The sequence below is a fragment of the Mycetocola sp. Y791 genome, assembly GCF_059445325.1.
This window is the reverse complement of sequence record NZ_JCAIUC010000001.1, coordinates 1012560-1025542: the sequence shown is the minus strand read 5'-3', so window position 1 is coordinate 1025542 and position 12983 is coordinate 1012560. Positions and strand designations below refer to the sequence as shown.

Annotated in this window: 11 protein-coding genes; 4 read left to right on the top strand and 7 right to left on the bottom strand. The window is 61.2% G+C overall.

Translation table 11 applies throughout. The annotated features are described in order from the left end of the window. Window positions 1-34: 34 nt before the first annotated feature. Window positions 35-724, bottom strand: coding sequence for a nicotinamide riboside transporter PnuC (gene pnuC / locus AC1C2N_RS04760; RefSeq protein WP_483405863.1), 690 nt, complete (start codon window positions 722-724; stop codon window positions 35-37). 63 nt (window positions 725-787) lie between these two features. Between pnuC and AC1C2N_RS04755 the strand changes: the two genes are divergently transcribed. Beyond that, window positions 788-2302, top strand: a complete 1515-nt coding sequence (locus AC1C2N_RS04755) for an SDR family NAD(P)-dependent oxidoreductase (protein WP_495433053.1) — start codon at window positions 788-790, stop codon at window positions 2300-2302. 641 nt (window positions 2303-2943) lie between these two features. Here AC1C2N_RS04755 and AC1C2N_RS04750 read toward each other — a convergent pair. Next, window positions 2944-3849 (bottom strand): aminoglycoside phosphotransferase family protein, encoded by a 906-nt coding sequence (locus tag AC1C2N_RS04750; RefSeq protein WP_495433052.1) that lies wholly within the window; start codon window positions 3847-3849, stop codon window positions 2944-2946. Window positions 3850-4349: 500 nt separating this feature from the next. On the opposite strand from AC1C2N_RS04750, the gene AC1C2N_RS04745 reads away from it, so the two are divergent. Next, window positions 4350-4736 (top strand): tautomerase family protein, encoded by a 387-nt coding sequence (locus tag AC1C2N_RS04745; RefSeq protein WP_483405860.1) that lies wholly within the window; start codon window positions 4350-4352, stop codon window positions 4734-4736. Window positions 4737-4838: 102 nt separating this feature from the next. Continuing rightward, complete coding sequence (zapE, locus tag AC1C2N_RS04740) at window positions 4839-5876, top strand: cell division protein ZapE (RefSeq protein WP_495433050.1); 1038 nt, start codon at window positions 4839-4841, stop codon at window positions 5874-5876. A gap of 185 nt (window positions 5877-6061) precedes the next feature. Here zapE and AC1C2N_RS04735 read toward each other — a convergent pair whose 3' ends face one another. After that, entirely contained in the window at window positions 6062-6301 is a 240-nt protein-coding gene (locus tag AC1C2N_RS04735) for a hypothetical protein (protein ID WP_495433049.1), read from the bottom strand. Window positions 6302-7244: 943 nt separating this feature from the next. Continuing rightward, a complete protein-coding gene (locus tag AC1C2N_RS04730) occupies window positions 7245-7625 on the bottom strand; it encodes a hypothetical protein (RefSeq protein WP_495433048.1) in 381 nt (126 codons plus the stop codon). A 292-nt stretch (window positions 7626-7917) separates the two neighbouring features. Here AC1C2N_RS04730 and AC1C2N_RS04725 point away from each other — a divergent pair, with 292 nt between their 5' ends. After that, on the top strand, window positions 7918-8406 hold the full coding sequence (locus AC1C2N_RS04725; RefSeq protein WP_483405856.1) for a GNAT family N-acetyltransferase: 489 nt from the start codon (window positions 7918-7920) through the stop codon (window positions 8404-8406). 354 nt (window positions 8407-8760) lie between these two features. Here AC1C2N_RS04725 and AC1C2N_RS04720 read toward each other — a convergent pair whose 3' ends face one another. The 3 genes from AC1C2N_RS04720 to gad all read right to left on the bottom strand — a co-directional run bounded on the left by AC1C2N_RS04720 (window position 8761) and on the right by gad (window position 12623). Next, entirely contained in the window at window positions 8761-9267 is a 507-nt protein-coding gene (locus AC1C2N_RS04720) for a GNAT family N-acetyltransferase (protein WP_495433047.1), read from the bottom strand. Window positions 9268-9701: 434 nt separating this feature from the next. Continuing rightward, the gene (gene gadC, locus AC1C2N_RS04715; protein WP_483405854.1) at window positions 9702-11237 is read right to left on the bottom strand and encodes a glutamate/gamma-aminobutyrate antiporter GadC; all 1536 of its coding nucleotides are present in this window, start codon (window positions 11235-11237) and stop codon (window positions 9702-9704) included. A 9-nt stretch (window positions 11238-11246) separates the two neighbouring features. Further along, on the bottom strand, window positions 11247-12623 hold the full coding sequence (gad, locus tag AC1C2N_RS04710) for a glutamate decarboxylase (RefSeq protein WP_495433046.1): 1377 nt from the start codon (window positions 12621-12623) through the stop codon (window positions 11247-11249). Window positions 12624-12983: the final 360 nt, after the last annotated feature.

The window sequence follows — 12983 nt, the reverse complement described above, 5'->3', positions numbered from 1 at the left end:
GTTCTCGCGTCGACGTGGCTTCGGCGAGCGCCCGCTACCGCTTCACCGTCGGGTCGGGGAATGCCGTCTCGATCGTCAGTGAGTTCTTCTTCTGCACGCGCATCCAGATGAAGAAGCCGACGAGGGTGAAGCCACCATAGAAGAGGTAGAGGACCGCTGAGGCGTAGTACCCGGCGCTGACCAGGAGCGGAACGCCGACGATGTCGACGGCGACCCAGATCAGCCAGAACTCGACCCAGCCCTTGGCCATGCCGTAGGTGGCGAGGAGTGAGCCCATGAAGATCCAGGCGTCTGCCCAGACCGGTTCGTACGAGCCGAGCGCCCGGAAGATCGGTGTGAGCACGAGGGTGCCGCCGACCAGGCCGAGGATGAGGAACACCCGCACCTTGTTCGACGCCCAGTGCGGGGTGACTGCGGTCTGCTCACCCGAGTTACGGCTGTTGCGCCACTGAACCCAGCCATAAATGGAAACGATGATGAACATGACCTGGCGGCCAGCCTGGCCGAGCAGGTTCACCGGGTTGGGGGTCCCGAAGACCGCACCGAGGAACACCGTGAACAACAGCAGGTTACCGACGATACCGACCGGCCACGCCCACACCTTGCGGCGCATACCGCCGACTGCGCTGAGCATGCCAAACAGGTTGCCGATGACCTCACGCCAGAGGATGGTCTGGTCGCCGATTACCAGCTGGGCATCAAACAGCCACTCGATCGGGTTCATAGTGCCATCCTTCCACTCGGGAGCGCGGCGTTCTCGCAGATGACCTCAGGTAAACTTGCCCAAATGACCGACGCCATCCGTGAATCCGACATCTCCGGCGCCGGAATTGACCCCACTGAACTCGAGACAACGCTCCGAGTCCTCGCCTCGATGAACACTCTCGACGAGGAACACCCTGACTACATCACCGTACGCCGGGCAACCGCGGCGATGTTCAAGGCCGTCAAACGCAACCGTCGCCGTGAACTGCGCGACACCATCGCCAACGCCGACAAGGCGGTCATCGCGGCCACCGCGACCGGGGCATCCGATCGCATCGATGACGAGACGCGCGGCATCCCCCTCTCGACCACGATTGAGGCGCCCACCGCCGGTGAACTGCTGAAGCCACGCAACTGCTACATCTGCAAGCAGCCATACACGCTCGTCGACGCGTTCTACCACCAGCTCTGCCCGGACTGCGCGCGGTTCAGCCACAGCAAGCGCGACGCCCGCACCGACCTCACCGGCAAACGTGCGCTGCTCACGGGTGGCCGAGCGAAGATCGGCATGTACATCGCCCTTCGCCTGCTTCGTGATGGCGCGCACACGACGATCACGACGCGGTTCCCGCGGGATGCCGTCCGTCGCTTTGCGTCGCTGCCCGACTCCGCCGATTGGCTGCACCGTCTCCGCGTGGTCGGCATCGACCTGCGTGACCCGGCCCAGGTGATCAGCCTCGCCGATTCTGTCGCAGCGCAGGGTCCACTCGACATCCTCATCAACAACGCGGCGCAGACCGTGCGCCGCTCCCCCGGCTCCTATTCGCTGCTGGCGGATGCCGAGCTGCAGCCGCTCCCCGATGGCCCTCTTCCTGAGATGGAGACGTTCGGGCACACCGCCGATCAGCACCCCGAAGCGCTGCAGGCATCCGTTTCAGCGCATCCGCTGCTGTCGGTCGCGTCGCTGGCCGGGACAGTGGCCGAAGCGGGCGCACCCGCACTGACCGCGGCTGACCTTGCGAACCTGGCCATGGCGCCGGGATCGTCGTCGCTCCAGAAGCACGCAGACGGAACGGCCATCGACGCCGGTGGGCTCGTACCCGACCTGCAGACCACCAACAGCTGGGTGCAGAACGTTGAGCACGTCGACCCGCTCGAGATGCTCGAGGTGCAGCTCTGCAACACCACGGCGCCGTTCCTGCTCATCAGCAGGCTCCGGCCCGCGATGGCTGCGTCTCCTGCGCGCCGCAAGTACGTGGTGAATGTCTCCGCGATGGAGGGTCAGTTCTCCCGTCGTTATAAGGGGCCGGGCCATCCGCACACGAACATGGCGAAGGCAGCGCTTAACATGCTCACCCGCACCAGCGCGGGCGAGATGCTTGAGACCGACGGCATCCTCATGACCGCCGTCGACACGGGCTGGATCACCGACGAGCGGCCGCACCCGACGAAGGTCCGCCTCGCGGAGGAGGGCTTCCACGCTCCGCTCGACCTCGTCGACGGTGCTGCGCGCGTCTACGACCCGATCGTGCGTGGCGAGGCCGGCGAAGACCTTTACGGATGCTTCCTCAAGGACTACAAGCCCGGCGCCTGGTAAACGACACCCGCACCAACCGCTTCAGTTGGTCGGCAGTCGAGCAATGTGCTTCCGGACCGATTTCCGGTGTCTCATAACTAACGACGAGTAACGCCATACAACCAGAAGGTTATGCGACGTAGTTATGAGACTCGACGGGTTACGAGATTCCGCCGAACGCCGGAAACACGGGTCACGAGTCGTGAGATGTCTCGTTTCCCTAGGGTTACGAGACAACTTTCTGTGTTGAAGATAGGGCACCCTTGCGGGCAAGTTAATCGGGCGGGTAAACGGGCATCCCACCAACGACGCGGAAGTACATCTTCGATCGTTCCGAGCGCGCCCGCTGGTCGACCCTCACCGTGCATATCGAGTATTCATTTGACGGTAGACAGCCTCTCCGACGCCGCTCGATCGAATGGGAAAGGGATGAGATTACGTCTGGGTCACATTTGTTCAGGACAGGAGCGTTCTCGTCGTCGCCTCCTTTTGGCCCGCCGGCGATGGACATGTAACGGTTCCGAAGAGAGTTGTTCCGTAATCTGTGATCGCGCCTCAGCGAGATCGTCGAAGAAGCTGACCAACGGTCTTCGTCTAATGAGTTCCGCTCGGCAGGTTCCCGTCGGAGGCATTCAGTCGTGTCTCAATGAGCCGGCATGGCATCAGGCTAGCCACCTGTTGGAGAGCCACCGAAGTGTTGCTTCTAAGGAGTATTGGCGTCTTTGTCTAAGTCCCGGGGTGTCCGTTTCTAACAGTGCGGAATGTCTCCAGTAGCTTGCCAACATAACCAGGAAAACGTCCACTTGCGGCGGGGCGGCGATCGCTCCGCGGGAGGTGGCTCTGAACAAGCCTTCCAGGTCGCTATCGCCGGTGTTTGACTCGAGAAGGAGGCACACAATGTCTACCCACGCGGGGCCGATGCAGGCGCGTCCCCAGTCAAGAAACCGCACTTCATCATCATCGATGAGCAGATTGTCATGCCGCAGGTCGAAGTGAAGCAGGGTCTCGCCTGAGAGCGTTTCTGCTTGCCCCTCGAGGTTCGCTAGTCGGTCGAGATTCAAGACCTCCCAATTGCTCAGATCGCGTACGGTGAGCATGTCGCGGGATCTACCCTCGCGTAACAATCTCCACGTGTTGGAACGCCCCTGCATCCGGTCCGCGACAGTAGGGAGCTGGGTGACCGGGCTGGGGGTGAGTGCGGCGGTCATGGCATCCACAGACCGCAAAACCACCTTGAGCTGCGCCGGGTGCCATGGCTCCTCCGGCATCACTCCGGAGGCGAGTTCAAACACCAAGATTGACCATCCGTCGATGACTCCTCCGAAGCACAACGTGGGCGTTGTCACAATCCCCTTCAACGCAGTCGCAACTTTGGCTTCTATGGAGAAGTCGCTCGAAACTGGGTCGCTCACCGGGATCGCTTTCGCGAAGAGGAATTCTCCGAGGAAACCGGTGATGGCACCGCTGTAACCACCACTAACAGACCTGAATCTGCCCTCACCCCCTGACAATGACCGAAGGTTCGTCCGGACCGTGAGCGGCAGATCCTCCCAATTGAGCGAGCCCATAAATTCCTCGGTATCTTAAGCACCGACGGCCTCGACAGTTGCAACCTGTCCATGAAGAGTGGAACGGAGCAAGAACCGGTTCACCGACGTGATTGACCAACCGTGGCGCACCAAGACGGTCCAGTCAACCGACCACAACGGTCGAGTTGGGCTGGTGCGTCCCTGTTCCGTCCGAACGGTTTCCCTAACGTCCCTCCGGGGGTGGCTGTAACGCGAGGATCTGTATGCGACGTGTCGCAAAACCCCAGTGTCTCGAAAGCCATGAGATACGAGACATACGGATCGCTACTCGAGCCATACGAGGTAGCTCGTGAGACATCTCGTGTCACGTAGGAGGTTCCTGAGCGGGAAATCTCACGTGGGCGGGGCTTGCGCCACTTGCGGCCTGGAAACTTCATCGTCGGCAGCGAACAGCGGGAAAGAGTCCGTTGAACATCCGTCTTTCGAGCTTCAGATTCAGGCCCGGGCGACGCGTATCGCGTGGGCTACGAAACTAGAGCATGGCTCAAATCATTGTCTACGGACATAAAGCGGCGCTTGCCCCTCGCATCTCTTCGCTGTCCGACGCGATCCACACAGCGGCGGTATCGGCGCTCCAACTGCCGGTCGAGAAGCGATTCCACCGCTTCATCACTCTGGACCCCGAACAATTCATAACGCCTACAGATCGTTCGATCGACTACACCATCGTCGAGGTGAGCATGTTCGAGGGTCGCTCGACGGACACAAAGAAGGACTTCCTCCGCGAACTCATCAAAAATATTGCGGCGGTCGGCGTCACCCCCAACGACCTTGAGATCACCATCACCGAGACGCCTCGTGCGAACTGGGGAATCCGGGGAGTGCCCGCTGACGAATTGCAGCTCAACTACTCCGTGGAAGTCTGAGCACGCAGGGCGAACGCGGAGACGAGTCCGTTGAACGTCCGGTCTGGGGGGGGGTAGTCGATAGGACGCTTCCGCCACTCCTTATCCCCTAGAGTTCGACCTGTGGCCAGTGTTGGGATCGTGAAAGAAGGGCAACGACTGTCCGCTGCGCTGGATGCCGCAGCAATCCGCGCTGGCATCGCTCTCGACCCTGCACAATTGCTTCTCGTCGACCGGCTCGCAGTCCTCAGCGCCGATATTGAACGCCGAAACTTGCGCCGGTCAACGACGCAGAGCCTCTACATCCATGGACCAGCCGGCCGCGGTAAGTCTTGGCTGGCCGACGCATTCTTCGTCGCCCTCCCGACTGTTCGCAAGACCCGGGTTCACTTCCACAGGTTCTTCGATGATCTTCATCGGAGCATCGAGGACCACCGCTCGGAGCGCGACGCCGTAGAGCGCGCCATCGACGATCTGACCGGCAATAATCAACTGCTTTTCTTTGACGAGCTGCATGTCCACGACTCAGGCGATGCCCGTCTACTTACACGGCTACTTGAGCACGTGTTCCGCCGCAAGCTCACAGTTCTTGCGACATCGAACTATGCCCCCGACGATCTGCTCCCCAACCCCATTTGGCACCACATCTTCGAACCGGGTATCGACCTCATCAAGAACAACATGGAGGTCTACAAACTCGGCGGTGCCACCGACTATCGAACCACTCGCGAGGATCACTCCACCGGGTTCGCGGCCGGCGTTTGGGCGCGCGAATCGCCGACGCCTGAACCGCGTCCGGAGGAGGCAACGAGCGTTGCTGTGCGAGGCCGCCAATTTCCGGTATTAGCGGCACGGCCCGGCGAACTGCGAGCGACGTTCGCCCAGCTCTGTGGATCGCCCACATCCACGATCGAGTATCTCGCATGGGCGCGATCATTCCCTCGATGGGTCGTCAACGACGTCCCAAACTTCGAAGATGCCGATCCAGAGGCGCAACAGAGATTTATCAACCTGATCGATATTCTCGTGGATGCTGACGTGTGCGCCACATTTGTCTCCTCCCACAGCCTCAGCTCGTTTCTCAGCATCGCGTCGCGTCGCCCTGACGCTTTCCGCATGGCGAGCCGGCTGCAACTCCTCCGCGACTCCGACGATTTGTGATCGAGAGGCATTCTGTTCAGAATGCCTCTCGATCAGGGTTCCTGACTGTCTCGAAACCCATGGGATACGAGACGTGTGCCAGGCATCGAGACATGCAGAAAACAGAGCGAGACGTCTCGGATCCTCTATGCATGTGCGACATGTGGCAGGTCCCCGGTTCTTGCGCGGCGGACTGAGTGCTGGGACTATCGGGTGTGGCGATACTCGCTAGCCCCCGCCGCTTCTGGCCAGGATTTGTCGGTGTCGGAATAGCAGCCGCGTTCGTTGCTTTCGTTCTGGTGGCACCGCCCCTCGGCGGCGGTGCCTGTATGGAGTCGTATCCGCTGCAATGCCCGGTAGTAGAGGTCGTGGGAAGCGGCCTTGCCGCAACCGGTGTCGGGCTGATCGCGTGCGTGCTGGTGCTCTTTTTCGCGAGCAAGAGTCATACCCCTAGAGTGCGCGTCTCCAGCATCGTGTTGGGATTCGTGGCTCTCTTCATCGTCATAATTGTGGGCATGAATTTGTCGTTGGCGCACACGGTTGAGCTCCGCTACTACTAATCTGCCTCCCGGCTTCGATCCTTCGAACGTTCGCGTTGCGCGACACTCCTTGCGGCGTAGATGCGTTGGCGCGATGATCACCTGGTGCACTGTCAAGCGAGAGAAGCCGATGGGAGTTGACTCGGACCGATCTGCGGATCGCGTTGTCGTCCCCGACGTGGTCGGCACGATTTTCAGTATCGGTCGGGCTTTGGCGACCGAAGCCGGCGTCACGCTGGCGAACCCCGACCCCGACGGCCTCCCGATCGGTGCTTTGGCGTGGCCGAGCATCTTCATCATCACGCGTCAGGAGCCGGAACCGGGCACCATCCTTCATCGTTGGGCCTCGGTGCAGGTGTGGGTGCGTGCCGATGAGGCATCGAGCAGCGTCACACTTCTCCCCCGCATCGACGCCGCCTTGGCTTTCTGCTCGGCTCGGGCCGCCGCCGGATTCGACGTTCCCAAGCCAGGTCACGTCGCTCGGAAGCTCCGCCATGGATATGAGACCACGGGTCAAACACTAGGGTTCCGAGACAGGAGACGACGAGCTCGAGCTCGTGCGCGTGACCCCGTCATCGGGCTGAATGTCGGGACAGCCAAACGGGTACCGTCACAACTGGGGAGTGGCGGAACATCCAGCCTCCGCGCGAGTACCCGTTGGAGGTGTCCGTCCTGCGGGGCCCATTGTGCATGGTTCTCGGCGGCTTCCTCCCAGCGGCAGAGACGCGAGTTCGCTTGCGCTTGGAGTTTGACGCTCCTCGCTACGCCCCGCAGCCGAAGGCTGCAGCTATCGGTCCGGCGTCAGGGCGTCGTGAAATGATGCGTTCTGGGATGACGGCTGTCTGAGCCTTCACTCGTCGCCCTGCCCGTAACGCTCCCATGCCATGTCGCGTTCATCGCCGGTGAGAAACTCGACCCTCAAAATGACAGGCGCTTTATCGAAGGACTCTTCTGATGCGCGAGGATCGGTGTTCAAACGCCAGGGACTCACCGGCCATTTCTCTGGGTGCGCATCCTCTGCGGTCGGGGCGCTGAGCGGCCCCTCATCTACCCGCTCTTCGGGAGTGTCGGGGTAAAGCCATTCCAAGTACCAGACAATGTCGTACGGATCGGAGTACCTACGCCACCAAAGCGCTCCACCCGTCTGCGTAACAGCCTGCTCCAACGAGAACGACACATAGCCCACCGGTGTTCCGTCGCGCCAAAGACGCCCGACAGTGTTGTCGAACACCGCAAGATGCGACGGATACATGCGATTCTCGGGCAACGAAGGATTCCAGGGCACGTTGGGTCATCTTTCTGAGAGTCCGCATTGGAGCGGGCTTTCGCCTCCCTGAGTCAACATACCGGGCCTCTGGGCGAAGCCGCCGATGTGATCCCTCGCAGCGACTTGCGTCCCACCGAAGATCCCGCCTAGGAGGTTCGCGGAACACCTGACTGTCTTGCAGAGATGACACCCCTGCGAGCATCTTCAGCGGGCGGGGTATCCGGGCATCTCGGGTTCTCAATAGGAGAATGAAGCGGTGCAAACCGAACTGGATTCGATCAACATCCGTCCGGCCGACCTCACCGGGCCTGACAACGACGCGGTGAGTCGCCTCGTTGAGGCGTACTTGAGGCAGACCGAAATCGAGAAAGTCTTGTATTTGGGCGAAGCCCACGTTGGTGCAGGCCTTCCCGATCGGTACCGAGCCGAAGTCGACGATCCTGCGCGCGCGTACGAGAACGCCGTCGTCTACGTCGCGGAGTTGGGTTCGCTGGTGGGAGTCGTCGTCCTCCAGCAGAACATGACAACATCCGAGATCAAGCGCGTTTGGGTCGATCCAAGCGCGCGCGGCCTGAGGGTTGGCTCAGCCTTGATCGATGCCGTTCTCAACCAGCAAACTCGTCCTCTCCGGCTAACCGTCTGGGATTGGCGAGACGATGCAGTGAGGCTCTACCGCACCCGCGGCTTTATCCCGGTCGAGTCCTGGGAAGACAGGCCCCGGCTCCTCTGCATGGAGCTTCGTTAGATTTCAGCCAATAGTGCCCGATGATTGAGCGTCAAACAGGCGCCGGCGCGGTAACGCTCGTGGCACCTTGAGCGCAAAGGTCGGACGGGTTTCGCACTGAGGGTTCTGTCTAAGGGACCCGCAGCGTCGCCGTGCCGCTAAAGACAACGGCGTTGGACCCACACTTTTGAGACACCGGTTCTGGCGAGTCTGGGTGGAGGTCCGTCTATTGCGGATGCCGACCAACGCGGTCACGGACGGAACTCCAGACCGTAATGAGCAAACCCGGCTCTAACCTCCGGAAGGACTGAGTATTCGGGAAAGCTTATGGATCGAGAAGTGCATCCGCCGCGCGGGGGAAATGTCTCAGTCCGGCTAGTGACCCAGTGTGTATCGCCGCTCGGGTCGTCCCGAGGAATTGCGCACCTCCACGTTCGCCGTTCTGGTCCACCCCGCCCGCTCGTAGGAGCTGATGGCCCGATCGTTGTCAGCGATAACCCAGAGTTCGAGTGGTGTCCCGGCTGTCTCGCTTCGCCGCCGGATGAAGTCGAGCAGCTGTCCGGCGACACCCTGCCCCCAAGCTTGAGGATCCACGGCCAGATAAATGAGTTCCACTACCCCGACGCGTGGGATGAGGATTGCGAACGCGATCGGCGCCTCCTCGTTGCGGGCGACAAGGAGCTGTGCTCCTTCCTGTGACAGTGCGCCCTCAACGCCGGGCAGTTTGTCATCAGCGGAAGGAGTGACGGGGAGTTGATCACGGCGTGCTATAGCGCGGGCCCAGATACCCGCGGCCGCGAGCGCTGCATCATGGCCGTGCTGCTCAGGACCGATGCGGAGCGTGTGTGCGAGGGACTGATCCATCGAGCTGCTGCCGGTCATCCCTCAATCGTTTCACATGCTCGAGGCGACCTCACCGAACGCCGTTCGAGGTTCCGCTTCCGGGACCCGCCGCCCCGTTATAGACAGCTGTGCTGAACCGCCACTTCGAGGGAACCGTCACGAAGTCCCTGTGTCTCGTAACCTAACTGCCTCGAAACCCATGAGGTTTGAAAGGGCGCAGCACGAGAAAGGTTCGGGCGAGCACGTCATGGAGTCGTCACTGTGTGTACCGAAATGATGGGCAACTCGTTCTAGGGGCGACGAGCGGCGTGACGTTTGCGCTGACTCAGCAATAATCCGAGGAGAACAGCTACGAGGATGCGAAGGTCTGACAATGCGAGATGCGCCCAGTCCGGCGCCGTGAGCCCCAGAAGGCCCTCGGCGTGCAGAGAGCTCTGCACGCCGAGGGCCTTCCTCGAGCGGTCTCGATGACGTCAGGTGGTGGTGGCTCCCGCCTGTGGCGCGGGAGCATCGTTGTCATCCTCCTCGTGCGCTCCACTCGCGGCCTTCTCTGCCTCGGTCCGCTGATCCCACTTCGGCTTCCGAAGAGCATAGAAGACGAGTGGGGGTGCACCGAGTAGCACGATGACCAGCCCGACGATCCATGGATACGACGCAGCAGGGAAAGCGTTGAATCCTGACGGGGGGATGAACGCCAGGATGAATGCCAGGAGGCACCCGACGAATCCCACCCCGGCGATGAGGTTCATCGCCGGTACCCGGTAGGTGCGCTTGACGTTCGGTCGTTTACGCCGAAGGACGATCGCCGCGGCGAACATCAGCATGTACATGATCAGGTACAGCGCCGCTGCCATGTCTACGAGCGCGACGAATGCCGAACTCACGTTGGGTACGACAACGAAGATCGCCGCGAGGATCGTGACGATGGTGCCTTGGAGCATCAGGATGCCCGACTGGACGCCAGCCTTGTTCCGCTTCTGCAGCGCCGGAGGCAGAAGACCGGACTGGGCAGCGATGAGGAGGCCCTTCGACGGGCCGGCGATCCAGGTGATCACCGACGCCAGCGCACCGGCAGCGATGAGCGCCGACACGATGGCCGTCGCCCAGCTCACTCCCCAGTGATCGAAGTACTCCTGGAAGGCCAGCATGATGCCATTGGTGAGGCCCAGTTCCTTCTCCGGTACCGCGATCGAGATTGCGAGCGTCGGAAGGATGAATACCAGCAGGATCAGGATGGATGCCAGCAGGATCGATTTGGGGTATCCCTTCCCGGGGTCCTTCATCTGGTTCACGTGCACCGCATTGACCTCCATGCCGGCGTAGGCGAGGATGTTCGACACGATCAGCACGATGGAAGCGATACCGGTGAACGGCGGGATGATCGCCGACGCGTCAAGCGGGACCTCGCTTTTCTCCCCGGTTCCCAACCAGATGAACCCGAACACGATGAGCAGTGCGGCCGGGAGCAGCGTGCCGAGGATTCCTCCCCACGAACCCAGTTTGGCGAACAGGTTTCCACCGCGCAGGGTGATCAGTGTTGAACCCCAATACAGCACGAGGATCACGATCGCGGTGTACAAACCTGAGCTGGACAGCGTCGGGTCGAAGAAGACGAATGCGAGGGCCGCCGCGATAAACGCGATCTGTGTTGGGTACCACACCACGTTCTGGATCCATTGCAGCCAGACGGCGGTGAACCCCCACCGATCTCCGAAAGCCTCTCGCACCCAGACGAAGACGCCGCCCTTCCATCCTGTCGCGAGCTCCGCTGCCACCAGTGCGGTCGGGATGAGGAAGAAGATCGCCGGGATGATGTAGAGCGTGACGCTGCCGAGCCCGTAGACCGCCATCGCGGGCAGCGAGCGCAGGCTCGCCACCACAACGACCGTGAGCATTGCGAGCTGGCCGACGCCGAGGAAGGTCGTCACGGCCTTCCGTGAGGTGAGTGGATGGTTGGATGCGGCGTGAGCCGCGGCATCCGGCGTTTGTGCAGACGCGTTGGTTGACATGTTCGACTCCTAGTGGTGGAACGCGGGACGCGGGCCCTCAACGGGCATCGGCGACTCGAGTGCGTCGAGGTAAGCGGTCTCGGTTTCGATGCCTTCAAGCAACTCTTCGGCGAGATCCATGCTGAGCCCGTTGCGCACCACGATGCGCTGCACGGTGAGGTCGGTCAGGTCGTCTGGCATGGGATAGGCGGGAACCAGCCAGCCCTTCATGCGCAGCCTGTCCTGAAGGTGGTAGAGATTCCAGTTCGAGGTATGTCCTTCTTTCAGTCGCCACGCAAAGACCGGGATGTCGCTGCCGTCATTCCACAGTTCAAAAGCGTCCAGTTTCGCGATACCCGCCGAAAGGAACTTCGCGACGTTTTGCGATGCCTGCTGAACGGCGCGGTACCCTTCGAACCCGAGCCGGAGGAACATGTAGTACTGCAGGAGAACCTGGGCGCCGGGGCGCGAGAAGTTGAGCGCAAACGTTGGCATCTTGCCACCCAAATAGCTCACCTGGAAGATGAGGTCCTCTGGGAGCCACTTTGACTCGCGCCACACCACCCAGCCCAGACCTGGGAAGACCAGTCCGTATTTGTGGCCTGACGTGCTGATCGAGTGCACCCTCTCGAGTCGGAAGTCCCAGAGGAGGTCCGGCTGAAGGAACGGTGCAATCATGGCTCCGGAAGCGCCGTCGACGTGGATGGGGATGTCGAGTCCGGTTTTGGCCTGAATGTCGTCCAGCGCCTTGGCGATCTCGGCGACCGGCTCGTACATACCGGTGTAGGTGACACCCATGATGGCGACGACTCCGATGGTGTTCTCGTCGATGTATTTTTCAAGGTCATGCCCGTCGAGTGTCTTGTGTTCCTCGGTGATGGGCACAAATCGGGGTTCGACGTCGAAGTAGTTGCAGAACTTCTCCCAACAGACCTGTACCGCGGAGGACATGACGAGATTCGGCTTCGCGGTGTCTTTACCCGCTGCGCGCCGTGCCTGCTGCCAGCGTCGTTTGAAGGCGAGACCCCCGAGCATGCATGCCTCTGACGATCCGATGGTGGAGGTGCCAATACTCTGGGACGCGTCAGGCGCGTTCCACAGGTTGGCGATCATGTGCCAGCAGTTGTCCTCGATGGCCGCCGTCTGCGGGTACTCGTCCTTGTCGATCATGTTCTTATCGAAGGATGCTTCGTAGACCTGCTTGGCGTCGTCATCCATCCAGGTGCTGACGAATGTGGCGAGATTCAATCGGGAGTTTCCGTCGAGCATTGTTTCGTCGTCGACGATTTGTTTCGCTGTTCCGGGCAGAGATTCCTGCTGCGGGATAACGTGTCGGGCGGCGATTGTGGCTTCTCCCGGTCGGGCGAATTGTGGGATCAGATTGTCGTCAGCCTGGGATGTGCTCATTGGTCCGGCTCCATTTCCTTGTGTTGCAGCGGTCCAGATGGATCGCTGACATACGGTTTTGTGCGCATCGAATCCGATGGAGAAATCCTTTCTTGCCATAGGAAACCCAAACAGTGCCATTCGCCCCCCTCTCGTCGTCAATTAGCTCACGAGCGAGTAGCCGGCCTCCCCCAGCCGCGGGTTCCACTCCTTGACTAAAGCCCTGTGGGGCGCGAAGTGCTCACCGTGCTGATCGGGTCACGAGTTCGTCCGCGATCGGGGCCCTGCCCGAGTCCGGACAATCCTTTCGCCGAACAAGGACTGGTTACAGCTCGACCGTTGCGGCTACAGGGTCGTGCGCCTGGTCCCGAGCGCAATGGG

Coding starts and splice junctions, on each gene's coding strand:
- pnuC (WP_483405863.1), bottom strand. CDS start 724: ATGAACCCGATCGAGTGGCTGTTTGATGCCCAGCTGGTAATCGGCGAC.
- AC1C2N_RS04755 (WP_495433053.1), top strand. CDS start 788: ATGACCGACGCCATCCGTGAATCCGACATCTCCGGCGCCGGAATTGAC.
- AC1C2N_RS04750 (WP_495433052.1), bottom strand. CDS start 3,849: ATGGGCTCGCTCAATTGGGAGGATCTGCCGCTCACGGTCCGGACGAAC.
- AC1C2N_RS04745 (WP_483405860.1), top strand. CDS start 4,350: ATGGCTCAAATCATTGTCTACGGACATAAAGCGGCGCTTGCCCCTCGC.
- AC1C2N_RS04735 (WP_495433049.1), bottom strand. CDS start 6,301: ATGACTCTTGCTCGCGAAAAAGAGCACCAGCACGCACGCGATCAGCCC.
- AC1C2N_RS04720 (WP_495433047.1), bottom strand. CDS start 9,267: ATGACCGGCAGCAGCTCGATGGATCAGTCCCTCGCACACACGCTCCGC.
- gadC (WP_483405854.1), bottom strand. CDS start 11,237: ATGTCAACCAACGCGTCTGCACAAACGCCGGATGCCGCGGCTCACGCC.
- gad (WP_495433046.1), bottom strand. CDS start 12,623: ATGAGCACATCCCAGGCTGACGACAATCTGATCCCACAATTCGCCCGA.